The sequence below is a fragment of the Variovorax sp. RKNM96 genome (genome assembly GCF_017161115.1).
Taxonomy (GTDB): domain Bacteria; phylum Pseudomonadota; class Gammaproteobacteria; order Burkholderiales; family Burkholderiaceae_C; genus Variovorax.
In genome coordinates this window covers 3,007,254-3,021,875 of record NZ_CP046508.1, presented here as the reverse complement: position 1 = coordinate 3,021,875, position 14,622 = coordinate 3,007,254, and the positions used below count along the sequence as shown (strand labels likewise).

The following is a 14,622-nucleotide window of genomic DNA, read 5'->3' as shown; positions in this document are numbered from 1 at the left end:
TGCACTCACACAAGGGTACTCACATGTCGATCATCAAAGGCTTCCACCACCTGACCGCCTGCGTCAGCGGCGCACAGGAAGACGTGGATTTCTACGTGAAGCTGCTGGGCCAGAGCCTGGTCAAGAAAACGGTGCTGCTGGACGGCGAAGAGCCGGTCTACCACCTCTACTACGGCAATGCACAGGGCGACGCCGGCACTCTGGTCACATCGTTTCCTTTCAAGCAAAAAGGGGTGAAGGGACGCCGCGGCTCGGGCCAGATCAAGGTCATCAACTACTCGGTGCCGGCGGGCTCACTGGACTTCTGGCGCGATCGCTTCAGCGCCCGCGGCGTGGTCTTCGACAAGGCCATCGTCGAGCGCTTCGGTGAGCAGCGCCAGCGCTTCCAGCACCCCTGCGGCATCGAGTTCGACCTCGTGGCTTCCGGGAACGACACACGCCCGCCCTGCATTGCAGACGACATTCCGGCGCAATTCGCGATCCGGGGCGTGCACAGCATCACGCTGTCGCTGCGCGAGGTCGATGAATCCATCATCTTCATGAAGGAGGCGCTGGACTTCCACTACGCCGGCCAATCCGGCCCGCACCATCGTTTCGAAACCGCCGACGGCAAGCCCGGCACCATCGTCGAATTCGTGCACGAGCCTGACCGCCTGCAGGGCTCGTCGATCTACGGCGAAGGCACGATCCACCATGTCGCCTTTGCGGTGGACAGCGTCGATCAGCAGATGCAGATCAAGGAAAAGCTGATGTCGATGGGTCACATCGACACCTCCGAATCCGTCAACCGCAACTACTTTCGCTCGATGTATTTCAAGATGCCGGGCGGCGTGATGTTCGAGGCTGCGACCACCGACATCGGCTTTGCCATCGACGAAGAGCCCGGCCATTTCGGCGCCGAGTTCCAGCTGCCGCCATGGCTGCGCGACCGCAAGGACGAACTGCTTGCGCGCCTGGAGCCCATTGCCGTCTGAGGGCGTGCAAGGCGTCTTCTTTTTCTTTTCTTCCCACACAGGTCAACCCATGTCCAAACCCAAGGTTCTCATCGCTTTCTATTCCCGAAACAGCTCCACCGAGCTTCTCGCCAAGGCTGTCGCGCAGGGCGCCATGGCCGAAGGCGCGGAGGTCCGGCTCCGCCGCGCGCGGGAATTCGTCGCCCCGGAAGTCATGCGCCAGGTGCCCGAGTGGTCCGAGCGGGCCAGCGAAATGAACGCCAAGTACGAAGCCCCGACCGAGGCGGACGCCGAATGGGCGGACGCGATCGTCTTCGGCACGCCGACGCGCTTCGGCTCCATTGCCGCCGAACTCAAGGCCTACATCGACTCGCTCGGCGGCCTCTGGTTCCAGGGCAAGCTGAACGGCAAGGCCGGCTCGGTGTTCGGCTCGACTTCTTCCAGGCACGGCGGCAACGAGGCAACGCTGCTGTCGCTTTACGGCCCGATGGCGCACCTGGGCCTGATCATCGTGCCGCTGGGTTATGCCGATCCCGCGATGTTCGCGGCGGGCACGCCCTACGGCGCGACTCACGTCTCGAACAGGGACTCGGTCATGCCGGGTGCCGAAGACCTTGCCGTGGCGAACTACCAAGGCCGGCGCGTCGCATCGGTGGCGCGGTCGCTGCGCGTGGCGCAGCCGGTGGCGGAAGCCGCCTGAGACGGGGATAGCGAGCAGAGAGTTGCAGCGCTATCCTCGGCGGCAGCGCTGTCGCTGCTGTTGTTACTGTTGCGCGGCCTCCCTGCTCTCTCACCAGGACTGCGATGCTGGATCTGAAGGATGTCTTCTATTTCGTCCAAGTCGTCGACCGCGGAGGCTTCACGGCGGCCGGGTCGGCCCTTCGCCTTCCAAAGTCGACACTGAGCCACCGCGTCCAGGAGCTCGAGGGTTATCTGGGGGTGCGGCTTCTCAACCGAACCTCCCGCCAGTTCGGCATGACCGACATCGGCAAGGAGTTCTACCAGTACGCGGTCGCGATGCTGCACAGCTCCGATGTCGCTGAAGAAGCGGTGCGCCAGCGCCTGGCCGAACCCAGCGGCGTCATCCGGCTGACCACGGCCGTGGAGATTGCGCAGTTCGCCCTCCGCGAAATTCTTCCCGTCTTCATGAACCGGTATCCGAAGGTGCGCGTCGTGGAGATCGCGACGGACCGGTACGTGGACATCGTGGGCGAAGGCTTCGATCTTGCGATACGCGGGCACACGGCATCGCTGCAGAACTCCACGCTGGTGCAGCGCGCCCTTGCCAACGTTCCCTGGTACCTGTTCGCCAGTCCCGGGTACCTCGCGCAAATGGGCGTGCCCGAAAGCCCCGCGGACCTTGCGCAGCACGCCACCATCGCGATGGTGCGCAACGGGGCGCAGCAGTGGCAGCTGAAGGGGCCGAACGACGAGGAGCTCGTCATGCCCATCGACCCGCGCTTTCAAAGCAACAACATGGTCGCGCTCAAGGAGGCGGCCTGCGCGAGCTTGGGCATCACCGCACTTCCGGGCTATATCTGCAGGTCGGAGCTGAGGGACGGAACCTTGCAGCAACTTCTGCCCGACTGGTCGGCGGCGGATGCCCGCATCTCGGCGCTGATCCCGTTTCGCACCGGGCTGCTTCCCGCGGTGCGTTCGCTGGTCGACTTCCTTGCCGTGGAAATGCCGGTCGTCACGGCCTTCGACCACCCCCGCAGCTTCGAGTGAAGCGGCCGAGCCGCAAAGCCGTGTCGTCCACGAACCTGAACGCTGCATCCGGCAAAGAGCGGCTTGTGAGCTGCGGATGAACGACCTATCTTTTCGGCCTTGACTTCCACAAGGCCGATCGAGATGAATCATTTGAACTGCTTGCCGCAAGACGGCATCTTCTGGGGCCAGCACATCTTGCAAGGTGCCGTGGCACGGCTCGGCGAGCACGGCATCCATCGGCCGATGACGTTCACCGTCGAACCGCTGACAAAGCTCTACCAGGACTGCGTGCGGCCCAACCTGAAGCAGGCCGTGGGCAGCTTCACGGAGTTGCCCGCGCACGTGCCGGACGTGGCAGTGCAAGCTGGCCTCGATGCCTGTCTTCACGCAGGGGCCGAGTCGATCGTGGCGCTGGGCGGCGGTTCGGTGCTCGATGCGGCCAAGGCCGTGTCGTACCTGCATCATGAAAAGACGGGACGCTACCTGCCCATCGCGGCACTGCCGACGACGCTCTCGGGCTCCGAGTTCTCTCACTACTTCGGCATTACCGAGACCGACGGCCCCGAGAAATTCAAGCGCAGCTATGCGGTGCGCGAGACGGTGCCCAAGGTGGTCGTGATCGACCCCGTGCTCGTGTTCGACACGCCGCGCGCGCTGCTGCTGTCGTCCGCCATCAAGGGCATGGACCATGCGGTGGAGGGCATGCGCAAGGTCACGAAGGAGCACCCGCACGCGATCATGGCGGCGAGCGGGCTTGAGCGGTTCATGACGGTGCTGCAGAAGTGGCCGCAGGCCATGACCACGCGCGAGGCGCTGGACAAGGGGCTGGTGGCACCCGACGACCTGCTGCAGCTCCAGCTGGCGGCCTGGCAATGCTACTTCTCGCCCGCGTCGGTCATCTATGGCCTGAGCCATCGCATCGGCCACATCCTGGGCGGCACCTTTGGCCTGCCGCACAGCGCGACATCCTGCATCACGCTGGCGCCGGTGATTCGCGCCTGCGCGGATTTCTACGGAGACAAGCTCGGCATCTTCGCTCCAGGCACCTCAGGAACTCCACGCGACGAAGACGCCGCAGCGCACCTGGCCGACAGGATCTCGCAGGTGGTGAAGTCGCTCGGCCTGCCCGACCGCATCGGCGCCTTCGATCTCGACAAGGCCAAGCTCCCCGAGGTTGCCCGGTTGTTGAAGAAGAACTACCCCAACGAGGTGGCCGACCTCGGCAACAACGCGAGCGTCAAGCTCGACGCGCTGCTCGACAGCCTCTGGTGAGCCAACGACGGCGGGCGCATTGGTGCCTCGCAGTCAACGTCGTGATCCCTCACGCATGCCTACCGCCAGAGGCCGACCGTTCCTAGGATCGACGGGGTCCATCCCATCCTTCCAGGAGTTCCCCATGCGTCTGTCCACCGTCACCACTGTCTTTGCCTGCTGCCTCGGTGCCTCCCTCGGCGCCGCCGCGGCGGATGTGAAATCCGTCTCCCGCCTTGCAGCAGGTCCCGGCAACATCCTGTTCATCGCCGATTGGAAAGCCGCACGCGTCCACGCGATCTCTCTGCCGCCAGCGCCGCAGCAGCCGGCGGGCACGGCCTTCAACATCCTCGATCTCGAGACGCTGCTCTCCGCCCAGGTCGGCGGCGCCAAGGTTACGGTCGAAGACATGGTCGTGCGGCCGGGCACCGCTCAGGTGTACGTCGCCGTGAGCTACGGCGCCGCGAAGACGCCAGCGCTCATCATGGTTACCAGCGACAAGAAGGCGCGTCGCGTCGACCTGAAGGCGGCTGCCTCGACTTCAGTCGCGCTGCGCGACGCGCCCACCTCGGACTACAGCTTCTGGAGGGAAACGCCAGAGCGCAGCTTCACGGTCACCGACATGAAGTGGCGGGAAGGCGAGCTCTATGTCGCTGGCCTTTCCAACCAGGACTTCGCATCGACGCTGCGTCGGGTCAAGTACCCGTTCGACTCGAAGCAATCAGTCACCTCGGTGGAGATCTACCACGCGGGCCACAACCTGATCGAGACGCGCGCGCCGATCCGCGCGATGAGCTTCGCGAGTTGGGGCGGCAAGCCCTACCTGGTGGCCGCCTACACGTGCACGCCGCTGGTGACGATCCCGCTGGACGACCTGAAGGACGGCGCGCACATCCGGGGCAAGACCGTCGCCGAACTCGGCTATGGCAACACGCCGGCGGACATGATTTCCTACTCGCGCACCGAGCAGGGCAAGACCGAAGACTTCCTGCTGCTGGCGAACTTCGACCGCGTGTCGAACGTCATTCCCGTGTCGCAGCTGGAAGCGACGGGTTCGCGTCCCGGCATCGAGAAGCAGGTGCCGTTCGGGCAGCTCGCGGGCGTCGAGGTCATGCAAGCTCCGCTGGCCGGCACGCTGCGGCTGGACAATCTCGACGAGAAGTCGTTCGTCGTCGTGCGTCGCCGGCTCGAAAAGGACGCGCTGCAGCTCGTGTCCATCGGCAAGGAACTGAGCTTCCGGCTGACCGACCATGTCTCGGAGTACGCCTTCGCGGAGTACAGCTTCAAGGGCGACAACTTCCAGTTGCAGAACATCAAGCCCCGGCAGGACATGCTGCTGAAGGACGAAGGCTTCCCGGACCTGATCAAGGCATCGGAGTAAGCCGTGCGTCTTCGCCGACTGTGCGGCGCCGTGGCGCTCGCCGTGACGCTGGGCGCGGCGCACGCCGGACCGCCCGCGCCATCTCCCGCAGCTGCGCAAATGGTGCGCGTCCAGCCATCCGCTGGTCAGGTGCCGGCCAATCTGCTGCGCCTGTCCATCGAGTTCACGGCCCGGATCGAAGGCCCGGTGCTGCCGAGGCTCGCGCTGCTGCGCCCTGACGGAAAGCCGCTCGCGCAACCGTTTCTCGCGCAGGAACTCTGGTCGCCCAACGGCCGAATCCTGACCGTGCTGCTGCATCCCGGCCGCGTCAAGACCGGTCTGAACGCGCGTGAGGTCCTGGGGCCGATCCTGGTCGACGGAGACGATGTGACCTTGACGCTTGACGACCATCCCATCCGGCACTGGCACGTCGGGCCCGCGGACACGAGCGGTCCGCAGCTGTCGGCATGGCGCCTGTCGTCCGTGCGCGCCGCGTCGAGGCAAGCGCTCGTCGTGACGCTGGACGACGCCATCGATGGCCGGGACGCCGGCTACCTCGCGATCGCAGACCCGCACGGCCGGCGCGTGAGTGGTCAAGCCCTGCTGAAAGATGGCGAGCGCACCTGGGTATTCACGCCGCACGCCCCATGGCGCGCAGGCGAATACCGCCTCATCGCACGCGGCACCCTCGAAGACCCGGCCGGCAATCGCCTTGGCGGACGCTTCGAAACGCCCGCAGATGCGCCGGCGGCTGAACCCGCCGATGCCGCGCTTGCATTCACCGTGGGCTCGACCCCGTCATTGGCCAGCGCGCATCGCCCTTGAACTCTGAGCCTCCCATGCATTCGACGACACCGCGAGACCCGTGTCGCTCGATGCATCCGCCAATCAAATGTCCGATCGAACTTTCCGCTTCAAACTTCTGCTACCGCAACTCCGTCGCAAGCGACATGCCGCGGCAATGGTCCTTCTCGGCATCGGCGCCTGCATGTCGCAGGTGGCGCGCGCCGACACGCCTTCGCACCAACCCTCTTCCCTCTTCACTCAGTTCGGCTCGGCGCACGGTACGCGCACGCTGACCGCGGGGCTGACCTGGGACCTGCCCTATCGATGGCAACTGGGACCGGGCGAGCTGAGCAGCTATCTGGAAGCCTCCTACGCTTACTGGCAGATCCAGTCGGCAGACCGGGCGGGGCTTTCGCACCTGTCGCAGTTCGCGCTGGTCCCGGTGCTGCGCTACCGCCCCGCGGATGGCGCTTCGCCGTGGTTCTTCGAAACCGGGGTGGGCGTCACCGCTACCTCGTCGGTCTACAGGACACGTGAGAAGAGCTTTTCGACGAGCTTCAACTTCGGCACCCACCTGGCGGTCGGCCGCAGCTTCGGTGCGCAACGCCAGCACGAGATCGCGTTGCGCCTTGAACACTTCTCGAATGCGGGCATCAAGCATCCGAACCCCGGTGAAAACTTCATTCAGCTGCGGTACGCACGCAGGTTCTAGTGGCACTGCGCAAGAAGGTGTCGGGCACGGCACCGCGATTGGTGCGCTCGCGACAACACGGTGCAACCCCACACATGCCTTCCGTCGCCGCGCATGCCTGCCTAGCATCGAATCGTTCGCAAGCCTCTTCTTCACAAAGCGAAGCCGAACGTCCCGCCGAAAAGCGAACGACTCGCCTCAACCCAACGAATACCTCATGAAGCTCTATCACATGCCCGGCGCATGCTCCCTCGCCGACCTGATCGTTCTCCAGTGGATCGGCGCAGACCACGAACCGGTGCGCATGAGCCTGGAAAGCATCAAGTCGCCCAGCTACCTTGCCATCAACGCGGGCGGCACGGTGCCGCTGCTGACGGACGGCGACCTGTCGCTCACCGAGAACGTCGCCATCCTCGGCTATCTGGCCGACCTGTACCCCGAAGCTCGCCTGCTGGGCGACGGGTCGCCGCGCGCCCGCGCCGAAGTCATGCGCTGGCTGGGCTTTCTCAACTCGGATGTGCACAAGGCGTTCAAACCGATCTTCGTGCCGCAGCGCTTCCTGAAAGACGCGGCGATGGCGCCCGTCCTTGCGGACAACGCGCGCGGCCATGTGCGCGAATACCTCGCGCGGCTGGACGACCAGCTCGACGGACGCGACTGGCTGACCGGCGAGCGCTCTATCGCGGACCCGTACCTGTTCGTGATCTCGCGCTGGTCGGCGGCCAAGAAGATCGACATGCAAGGCCTGGACAACCTCGCGCGTTTCGTCCGGATGATGGACGGCGACGCCGGTGTGCAAGCCGCGCTGGGTGCCGAGAGCGGCATGCCGCAGTAGCCCCCGGGACATGCCATGAGACTGTCGCTGACATCTTCTCTCGAAGCGCCCGAACCGGTCTGCGCCAGGTCGAGCGCACTCGCCCGCTGGTATGCCGAGCAGCCCGCCGTTCGGCGCCTGTGGGCCATCCAGGCGACGGACGAGCCCATGCTGCGCGTCATCGTGATGCTGGAACCCTCGCTGGACGGCGACGAGATCAGTCCCGCCTGGATGGCGCACGGCAGCCGATGGGCGCGCGACCTGCGTGAGCGGCTGCCCGGCGCCGTGCAACTGGAACGCATCGACGGGCCGCTGCCCGACGAGTTCGAGATCGACGGCGAAGGCGCCGTGCTCTCGGCGCTGTGCTGGCGCGACTCGACCGCGCCCGACGCCTGAGCACCCCATCGGTCCCGGCGCAAGAAAGAGGCTCGACCATGGCCCAGGGAACGGCGCGCATAGGGCGCGACCACTACCGCACGCAGATCGATCTCGCCAGCGGCCACTCGCTCGTCTCGGACGAGCCCTCCGTCCTCGGCGGCGAAGGCGCAGGGGCCACGCCCTACGAACTGGTGCTTGCCGGCCTGGGGGCGTGCACTGCCATCACGCTGCGCATGTATGCGGACCTGAAAAGCTGGCCGCTCGAATCGGTGCAGGTGGACCTTCATCTTTCCCGGGAAGACGACGCCATGCTGATCGAAAGATCGCTGCGCATCGTCGGCTTGGACCCCACGCAGAAGGCACGCCTGGCCGACATCGCCGAGCGGACGCCGGTGACGCTGACGCTCAAGACGGGCATCCCGATCCGTACGCATCTGGCCTAGACACAGGAACACGCCCCGTGCCCACTCGCTCCTTCGACTTTCTCAACCCCGGTGGACACCGCCTGTCAGGCAGCCTCGAAATGCCGGAGGGAATCCATCGGGGTTGGGCCCTCTTTGCGCACTGCTTTACCTGCGGCAAGAACAACGTCGCGGCCATGCGCATCGCGCGGGCGCTGGCCAGCGTGGGCATCGGGGTGCTGCGCTTCGACTTCACCGGGCTGGGCGACAGCGAGGGCAGCTTCGCCGACGCAAGCTTCTCGCTGAACGTGCAGGACCTCGTGTCTGCCGCCGACGCCATGGAGGCTGCCGGCATGCCGCCGCGCCTTCTCATCGGCCACAGCCTCGGCGGCTCCGCCATGCTCGCTGCTGCAGGCCGCATTGCAAGCGCGCGCGCCATCGCGACCATTGCCGCGCCGTTCGACGTGGCCCACGTGCTGCACCTGCTGGACCCGGCGGGTCTTGCGCGCCTCGAAACCGAGGGGCAAGCGCTGGTCCAGGTGGTCGGACGGCCCATGGCGGTCGGCAAAGTCTTCGTGGACGACTTGCGCGCACACGACCCGGGTGCACGCATCGTGGCCCTTCGCCGGCCGCTGCTGCTACTCCATGCGCCGCAGGACCGTACGGTCGACAGCGAGAACGCCACGCGTATCTTTCTGGCGGCGAGGCATCCCAAGAGTTTTCTCTCGCTGGATGATGCAGACCACCTGCTGTCAAAGCGCGAAGACGCCGAACAGGTCGCGCACCTCATCGCGACCTGGGCGGCCCGCTACCTGCCCGAGCCGCCCGCCGGGCATCCGGTCGCGGAGGATGCCGAGGCCGAAGAAACGGGGCTGGGCAAATTCCAGCTCGCGCTGCGCTCGGGCGGCTCGCGCTGGCTCGCCGACGAACCCGCAACAGTGGGAGGTCTCGGCTCGGGACCGACGCCCTACAACCTCTTGTCGTCCGCGCTCGCCGCCTGCACGACCATGACGCTGCGCCACTACGCCGACAGCAAGGGCTGGCCGGTCACGCGCATCCGCACCGCGGTGAGCCACCGAAAGGACAAGGCGGCCTCCCCGCCCGATGTCTTCAGCCGGCGGGTGTCCATCGACGGCACCCTCACGCAGGCACAACGCGCGCAATTGCTGGACATGGCGCAGCGATGCCCCGTTCACCGAACGCTCGAAGCCGGCGCGCGCTTCGAGCCCGTGGAAGGCGAGCCACCCGCATGAGCGCCGCGCCGGCCCATGCAGCGAACGCGCGATTGGTGCCTTGCGGACAACACCGTGATCCATCGCACAGGCCTACCGGGCTCCGGCACGCGATCCTACGATTCATCCATCGCATCAATGAAGGCAAGACCATGATCAAGATTGCAAGAAGCCTCGGGCTGACATTTCTGTTCGCCGCAGGCGCTGCCATGGCACAGCACACCGCATCGCACGGCGGACCCAAGGACGCCAAGGTAACGCAGCTGATGACCCAGGAGATGAAGGACATCCCCGGCAAGGAAGTGCTGATGATCACGGTGGACTACCCGCCGGGCGCCGCCGACCCGGTGCATCGCCACGACGCCCACAGCTACGTATACGTCCTCGAAGGCTCGATCGTGATGGGCGTGAAGGGCGGCAAGGAAGTGACGCTGAAAGCCGGCGACACCTTCTACGAAGGCCCCGACGACATCCACACCGTCGGACGCAACGCGAGCAAGACCAAGCCCGCGAAGTTCGTCGTCATGCTCGTGAAGAACAAGGGCGCCGAGTTCTTCATTCCAGTGAAATAACCCACCGGTTGCATTCCACCCGCCGCAACGAAGATGACGGGTGTCAGATCGCCGAGGCGGCTGTAATGAGGCGTGCACTTTCCACCCGTTCGTGCACGGGACAGACTCACGTCGGCGCGGTGTCCCCGCGTAGATCCGACCAGCAACACGGCGACGCTGCGGGTGGAAGGCATCCCTTGTTTCCTGAAACAGGAAGCCGGCACAAGCTCTCTTCGCGCCACTCACCCGTTCGCCGCTGGCGAACACCAAGAAAAAAATGCCATGAAGACTACCGCCCCTTCGTTTTCACTTTCACCGTCCCGTGCGGAGATGCGCGCATGACCATCGGCTGCACGCACCTGGACCAGGTCCACCCGGTCACGTCAACCACCAACGGGTGCGAGGAATGCCTTCGCACCGGCGGCCGCTGGGTTCACCTGCGCATGTGCCTGACCTGCGGCCATGTCGGATGTTGTGACTCGTCACAGGGAAGGCACGCGACCGGTCACTTCCACGAGACCGGCCACCCGATCGTGCAGTCTGCGGAGCCCGGCGAATCCTGGCGATGGTGCTATGTCGACAAGAAGCTCGTCTGAGTCACGGGTGCGATGCAGCGTCGTGCACCCGACGATCGACCTCCCCCACTTTTCGGAACCTTGCCATGAGCCCGCAACTTCCAGTCTTCGACCATAACGACGCCGCCGATGCGGTGTTCGACGCCACGGGCATCGCGGCCCGCGCCAAGCGCGCCGGCGACCTCGCACCTGATGCGACATTGCCGGACGGTTCCGGCCGACCGGTTCGACTGTCGGACGTGTGGCGCAAGGGACCGCTCGTGCTGGTTTTCTACCGTGGCGGCTGGTGCGGTTACTGCAGCCTCCAGTTGCGAGCCTGGCACCAGCGCGCGGATGACCTCGCGCGGCTCGGCGCCACGCTTCTGGCGATCTCGCCGCAGACGCCTGACCACTCGATGCGAACGGCCGATGACAACCAGCTTGCATTCACCGTACTCAGCGATTCCAACCTCGATGCCGCCAATGGCTTCGAACTGGCCTTCACGCTTCCTCCCGAACTGGTGAGCTTCTACGGTTCGGTGGGCACCGACATTCCCGTTCTGAATGGCAACGGCCTCTGGGTGTTGCCGGTTCCGGCGACCTATGTGATCGACGAGGAAGGCCGCATCTGTTTCGCCCACATCGAGGAAGACATCCGAAAGCGCGCTGAGCCCGCCGATGTGCTGCGCGTCATCGAAGGCTTGGTCCGCGACCGCGCCCTTGCGGCGGGCGGCAGCTAGCGCCTGCAGCGGCCCATGCGACAAGCCCGCCAGTGATTGGCGGGCTTTGTTGCATGGGTCTCGGCAATCGTTGCTCAGTTGGGCGTGCCGCCGGGAACGGGCTTGCGGCGATTCGGCTTGCGCGTGTCGCGCGTCTGGTGGCGCTTCTCGCCGGCAACGGCGGCCTTGTCGGCTCCGATCGCGCCGCCTTCGGCGGTCTTGACCGTGTCGCCCGAGGGTGCGGCAACCTTGCCTTGCGATTTCGCCGCCACCTTGGCCTGCGCTCGCACCTGCGGCTTGCTGTCGGTGATGACCTGGTTCTCCGCCGATTGTGCGAAGACGCTCGTCGCGGCCAGGAAGGCGGCGGTCATGACGGTGATGTGCTTGAACATGAGATTGGCTTTCCGAAAGTGAATGTGATGACACCGCGTTGCCGCAAGCGTCCCAAAAAATTCTAGGGCGCGGCCTCGCCGGTTTTCACTTTCGACTGGTGCCATTTCCGAAACATGCCGAGTCCCGGATCGGATTGTTGCGCGTTGGGCAACACCGTGAAGCCTCGTGCATGGCTACCGGCGGCAGCCTCCCAAACCTACGCTACGTCCTGTCTGCGCGATCTTCGCAAACGGATGACTCAGCCGCTTCTGAGTCCAGGCATCCGCCCCCCATTCCAGGAGTAGTCATGACCCAACGTGTCAACTATGTCGAGCAATCGCCCGAACTCTTCAAGAAGTTCGTCGAGTTCCTCAACGCCATCAAGGAAAGCACCATCGAAGAGCCGATCCGCAACCTTGTGTCGATCCGCACGTCGCAGCTCAACGGCTGCACGTTCTGCCTGGACATGCACGTCAAGCAGGCCAAGATCCAGGGCGAGCGCGAGTTGCGTCTGTACCACCTGGCCGCGTGGCGCGAGTCGACGCTGTTCATCCCGCGCGAGCGCGCGGCACTCGCCTGGACCGAAGTGCTCACCAAGCTGCCCGAGCAAGGCGTGCCCGACGACATCTACGAGCGCGTGCGCACGCAACTGTCGGAAAAGGAAATCTCCGACCTCACCTTCCTCATCATGTCCACCAACGCATGGAGCCGCCTGAACATCGGCTTCAAGAGCGTGCCGGGCGCCTCCGACAAGGTGTTCGGCCTGGACAAGGCAAAGCTCGCCTGATCCGCGCTGCAGAACTCACTCCGTCATCCACCCAGCCCCTTGCGGGCTACAAGGAAATCATCATGAAGATCGTTGTCATCGGCGGCTCGGGCCTCATCGGTTCGAAGGTCGTCAGCAAGCTTCGCGAAGCCGGCCATGAAGTCGTTGCCGCATCGCCGGCATCGGGCGTCAACACCATCACCGGCGAAGGCCTGGCGGACGCCCTGCAAGGCACGCAGGTGGTGCTGGACGTGGCGAACTCGCCCTCGTTCGAGGACAAGGCCGTGCTCGAATTCTTCGAGACTTCCGGACGCAACCTGCTCGCCGCGGAAGCCGTGGCCGGCGTGAAGCACCACGTCGCGCTGTCGGTGGTCGGCACGGACCGCCTCTCCGAAAGCGGCTACTTCCGCGGCAAGATCGCTCAGGAAAAGCTGATCCGCGAATCGAAGATTCCCTACACCATCGTCCATTCGACGCAGTTCTTCGAATTCCTCGGTGGCATTGCGCAATCGGGCACCGACGGTGACACCGTGCACCTCTCGCCGGCCTTCGTTCAGCCGATCGCATCCGATGACGTCGCGGCCGCCGTGGCGGACTACACACTGGGCAACCCGGTGAACGGCGTGGTCGAAATTGCGGGCCCCGAGCGCGTTCGCTTGTCCGATCTCGTGCAGCGTTTTCTCGCCAAGACCAACGATCCCCGCAAGGTTGTTCAGGACGTGCACGCTCGTTACTTCGGCGCGGAGTTGAAGGACGACACGCTGGTGCCGGGCGCCAACCCGCGCATCGGCGCGCTCGGCTTCGAGGCCTGGTTCGCACTGCCCAAGCCAGCGCGCTGACACGAAGCGCCCCTTCGGCCGCCTCCTGGTGCGGCCCGGGGGCTCCCCTCCTCATCCTTTTGAATCCCATGCCCGACAGCTCCCAACTCTCCACATTGGCCTCGTCGAACCTGGCCGACGTCAGCCGTGGGCGTTACGTCATCGATCCTGTGCATTCGCATGTGCTGTTCAGCGTGTCGCACTTCGGTATCTCGACCTACTACGGCGAGTTCACCGCGCCTGGCGGCACGCTCGACATCCCGCTGTCAGCAAGCGGAAGCCATACACGCCTGGCGGTGTCTGTACCAGTCGCCCACGTGAAAACGACGAGCCGGATCCTGGACGACGAACTCAGGAGTCGCGAATGGCTCGACGGCGAGCGGTTTCCATTGATCGCCTTCGAGTTCGCCGCACCTCTTTCCCTTGCCGAAAATTCGTTTCAGGTGAACGGAGCGCTCACCTTGCACGGCGTGACACGCAACGTCACATTCGACGTGAGCTTCGTCGGCGCCGGCATGAATCCAGCCAAGCAGATCTACACGATCGGATTCGACATTCGGGGCCGCATCCGCCGCAGCGAATACGGCGTTACCGCCGCGCTCCCGATGATCGGCGACGAGCTCGGCCTCATCATCAGCGCGGCCTTCGAACTCGAAGTCCCGGCCGCCTGAGCGCACCGCCTCCTTCACCATTGAACAGAAGCCTGGAATGCCCACGCAGAAAGACAAAGCCGCCGCCCTCGCAGCTGAAGCCGTGCGACCAGACCCATTGCAGCCACCACCCGTCACGCTGCTCGACAAGTACAAGGGGCAGGAGTTCGAGCCGATCTATTCGACGGTCGTCACGGTGAGCGGCGGTGAAGCGGAACACGGACGGGCCTCGGGCGTGGCGCGCTCCGACGACGGCAACCTCAATGCGCAGCTGCGGCTTCCTGCCGCGCTCGGCGGCGGTGGCGGCGGCACCAAGCCGGAGCAGTTGTTTGCGGCGGCCTATGCCGCATGCTTCCATGGTGCGTTGAACCTGTTGGCAGCAAAGAAAAGGATTCCGGTTCACGACGCCACCGTCCAGGTCTCCGTCGCTTTCGGACGCGATCCTGTCGATGGACTCTTCATGCTCACGGCCGATGTCCGGATTCACTTGCCCGATGTCGAGAAAAGCGTGGCCGAGGAACTGGTGCGCAACACGGAACGGTTCTGCCCCTACGCAAAGATGGCGCGCAACGGCATCACCAGCATCGTGGCCCTGGCGACCTAGGAATCCACACGC

General features: G+C 65.0%; 19 protein-coding genes. 18 read left to right on the top strand and 1 reads right to left on the bottom strand.

The genetic code is table 11. The annotated features are described in order from the left end of the window. Nucleotides 1-23: 23 nt before the first annotated feature. The 14 genes from GNX71_RS13905 to GNX71_RS13840 all read left to right on the top strand — a co-directional run bounded on the left by GNX71_RS13905 (nt 24) and on the right by GNX71_RS13840 (nt 11,421). The gene (locus GNX71_RS13905; protein ID WP_206178854.1) at nt 24-974 is read left to right on the top strand and encodes a ring-cleaving dioxygenase; all 951 of its coding nucleotides are present in this window, start codon (nt 24-26) and stop codon (nt 972-974) included. Between the two features lie 49 nt (nt 975-1,023). Further along, a complete protein-coding gene (wrbA, locus tag GNX71_RS13900) occupies nt 1,024-1,653 on the top strand; it encodes an NAD(P)H:quinone oxidoreductase (protein ID WP_206178853.1) in 630 nt (209 codons plus the stop codon). A gap of 104 nt (nt 1,654-1,757) precedes the next feature. Continuing rightward, entirely contained in the window at nt 1,758-2,681 is a 924-nt protein-coding gene (locus tag GNX71_RS13895) for a LysR substrate-binding domain-containing protein (protein WP_206178852.1), read from the top strand. A gap of 123 nt (nt 2,682-2,804) precedes the next feature. After that, nucleotides 2,805-3,935, top strand: a complete 1,131-nt coding sequence (locus tag GNX71_RS13890; RefSeq protein WP_206178851.1) for an iron-containing alcohol dehydrogenase — start codon at nt 2,805-2,807, stop codon at nt 3,933-3,935. Between the two features lie 124 nt (nt 3,936-4,059). Next, nucleotides 4,060-5,295: a hypothetical protein gene (locus GNX71_RS13885; protein ID WP_206178850.1), complete on the top strand. Its 1,236-nt coding sequence runs from the start codon at nt 4,060-4,062 to the stop codon at nt 5,293-5,295. Nucleotides 5,296-5,394: 99 nt separating this feature from the next. Beyond that, entirely contained in the window at nt 5,395-6,099 is a 705-nt protein-coding gene (locus tag GNX71_RS13880; protein ID WP_241027265.1) for a hypothetical protein, read from the top strand. A gap of 40 nt (nt 6,100-6,139) precedes the next feature. Next, a complete protein-coding gene (locus GNX71_RS13875; RefSeq protein ID WP_241027264.1) occupies nt 6,140-6,772 on the top strand; it encodes an acyloxyacyl hydrolase in 633 nt (210 codons plus the stop codon). A 196-nt stretch (nt 6,773-6,968) separates the two neighbouring features. Beyond that, a complete protein-coding gene (locus GNX71_RS13870; protein ID WP_206178848.1) occupies nt 6,969-7,586 on the top strand; it encodes a glutathione S-transferase N-terminal domain-containing protein in 618 nt (205 codons plus the stop codon). Between the two features lie 15 nt (nt 7,587-7,601). Beyond that, a complete protein-coding gene (locus tag GNX71_RS13865) occupies nt 7,602-7,961 on the top strand; it encodes a hypothetical protein (protein WP_206178847.1) in 360 nt (119 codons plus the stop codon). 38 nt (nt 7,962-7,999) lie between these two features. Continuing rightward, nucleotides 8,000-8,386, top strand: a complete 387-nt coding sequence (locus GNX71_RS13860) for an OsmC family protein (RefSeq protein WP_206178846.1) — start codon at nt 8,000-8,002, stop codon at nt 8,384-8,386. Nucleotides 8,387-8,403: 17 nt separating this feature from the next. Then, nucleotides 8,404-9,597 (top strand): bifunctional alpha/beta hydrolase/OsmC family protein, encoded by a 1,194-nt coding sequence (locus GNX71_RS13855; RefSeq protein ID WP_206178845.1) that lies wholly within the window; start codon nt 8,404-8,406, stop codon nt 9,595-9,597. A gap of 131 nt (nt 9,598-9,728) precedes the next feature. Continuing rightward, a complete protein-coding gene (locus GNX71_RS13850) occupies nt 9,729-10,148 on the top strand; it encodes a cupin domain-containing protein (protein ID WP_206178844.1) in 420 nt (139 codons plus the stop codon). Nucleotides 10,149-10,465: 317 nt separating this feature from the next. Then, entirely contained in the window at nt 10,466-10,723 is a 258-nt protein-coding gene (locus tag GNX71_RS13845) for a UBP-type zinc finger domain-containing protein (RefSeq protein WP_206178843.1), read from the top strand. Between the two features lie 65 nt (nt 10,724-10,788). Next, complete coding sequence (locus GNX71_RS13840; RefSeq protein ID WP_206178842.1) at nt 10,789-11,421, top strand: peroxiredoxin-like family protein; 633 nt, start codon at nt 10,789-10,791, stop codon at nt 11,419-11,421. 74 nt (nt 11,422-11,495) lie between these two features. Here the strand turns inward: GNX71_RS13840 and GNX71_RS13835 are convergent, their stop codons facing one another. Beyond that, a complete protein-coding gene (locus tag GNX71_RS13835; protein WP_206178841.1) occupies nt 11,496-11,792 on the bottom strand; it encodes a hypothetical protein in 297 nt (98 codons plus the stop codon). A 287-nt stretch (nt 11,793-12,079) separates the two neighbouring features. Here GNX71_RS13835 and GNX71_RS13830 point away from each other — a divergent pair, with 287 nt between their 5' ends. The 4 genes from GNX71_RS13830 (at nt 12,080) to GNX71_RS13815 (ending at nt 14,610) form a co-directional block, all read left to right on the top strand. Then, nucleotides 12,080-12,559 carry a carboxymuconolactone decarboxylase family protein gene (locus tag GNX71_RS13830; RefSeq protein WP_206178840.1) on the top strand — a complete coding sequence of 160 codons (480 nt, stop codon included), beginning with the start codon at nt 12,080-12,082 and terminating at the stop codon, nt 12,557-12,559. Between the two features lie 62 nt (nt 12,560-12,621). Then, the gene (locus GNX71_RS13825; protein WP_206178839.1) at nt 12,622-13,377 is read left to right on the top strand and encodes an SDR family oxidoreductase; all 756 of its coding nucleotides are present in this window, start codon (nt 12,622-12,624) and stop codon (nt 13,375-13,377) included. Nucleotides 13,378-13,445: 68 nt separating this feature from the next. After that, the gene (locus GNX71_RS13820) at nt 13,446-14,027 is read left to right on the top strand and encodes a YceI family protein (protein ID WP_206178838.1); all 582 of its coding nucleotides are present in this window, start codon (nt 13,446-13,448) and stop codon (nt 14,025-14,027) included. Between the two features lie 37 nt (nt 14,028-14,064). Then, nucleotides 14,065-14,610 (top strand): Ohr family peroxiredoxin, encoded by a 546-nt coding sequence (locus GNX71_RS13815; protein ID WP_206178837.1) that lies wholly within the window; start codon nt 14,065-14,067, stop codon nt 14,608-14,610. Nucleotides 14,611-14,622 lie beyond the last annotated feature (12 nt).

What these genes read in the sequence shown, in the direction of transcription:
- wrbA (WP_206178853.1), top strand. Translation starts at nt 1,024, where the DNA reads ATGTCCAAACCCAAGGTTCTCATCGCTTTCTATTCCCGAAACAGCTCC.
- GNX71_RS13885 (WP_206178850.1), top strand. Translation starts at nt 4,060, where the DNA reads ATGCGTCTGTCCACCGTCACCACTGTCTTTGCCTGCTGCCTCGGTGCC.
- GNX71_RS13865 (WP_206178847.1), top strand. Translation starts at nt 7,602, where the DNA reads ATGAGACTGTCGCTGACATCTTCTCTCGAAGCGCCCGAACCGGTCTGC.
- GNX71_RS13905 (WP_206178854.1), top strand. Translation starts at nt 24, where the DNA reads ATGTCGATCATCAAAGGCTTCCACCACCTGACCGCCTGCGTCAGCGGC.
- GNX71_RS13840 (WP_206178842.1), top strand. Translation starts at nt 10,789, where the DNA reads ATGAGCCCGCAACTTCCAGTCTTCGACCATAACGACGCCGCCGATGCG.
- GNX71_RS13835 (WP_206178841.1), bottom strand. Translation starts at nt 11,792, where the DNA reads ATGTTCAAGCACATCACCGTCATGACCGCCGCCTTCCTGGCCGCGACG.
- GNX71_RS13890 (WP_206178851.1), top strand. Translation starts at nt 2,805, where the DNA reads ATGAATCATTTGAACTGCTTGCCGCAAGACGGCATCTTCTGGGGCCAG.
- GNX71_RS13870 (WP_206178848.1), top strand. Translation starts at nt 6,969, where the DNA reads ATGAAGCTCTATCACATGCCCGGCGCATGCTCCCTCGCCGACCTGATC.
- GNX71_RS13815 (WP_206178837.1), top strand. Translation starts at nt 14,065, where the DNA reads ATGCCCACGCAGAAAGACAAAGCCGCCGCCCTCGCAGCTGAAGCCGTG.
- GNX71_RS13830 (WP_206178840.1), top strand. Translation starts at nt 12,080, where the DNA reads ATGACCCAACGTGTCAACTATGTCGAGCAATCGCCCGAACTCTTCAAG.
- GNX71_RS13860 (WP_206178846.1), top strand. Translation starts at nt 8,000, where the DNA reads ATGGCCCAGGGAACGGCGCGCATAGGGCGCGACCACTACCGCACGCAG.
- GNX71_RS13880 (WP_241027265.1), top strand. Translation starts at nt 5,395, where the DNA reads ATGGTGCGCGTCCAGCCATCCGCTGGTCAGGTGCCGGCCAATCTGCTG.
- GNX71_RS13820 (WP_206178838.1), top strand. Translation starts at nt 13,446, where the DNA reads ATGCCCGACAGCTCCCAACTCTCCACATTGGCCTCGTCGAACCTGGCC.
- GNX71_RS13895 (WP_206178852.1), top strand. Translation starts at nt 1,758, where the DNA reads ATGCTGGATCTGAAGGATGTCTTCTATTTCGTCCAAGTCGTCGACCGC.
- GNX71_RS13845 (WP_206178843.1), top strand. Translation starts at nt 10,466, where the DNA reads ATGACCATCGGCTGCACGCACCTGGACCAGGTCCACCCGGTCACGTCA.
- GNX71_RS13850 (WP_206178844.1), top strand. Translation starts at nt 9,729, where the DNA reads ATGATCAAGATTGCAAGAAGCCTCGGGCTGACATTTCTGTTCGCCGCA.
- GNX71_RS13825 (WP_206178839.1), top strand. Translation starts at nt 12,622, where the DNA reads ATGAAGATCGTTGTCATCGGCGGCTCGGGCCTCATCGGTTCGAAGGTC.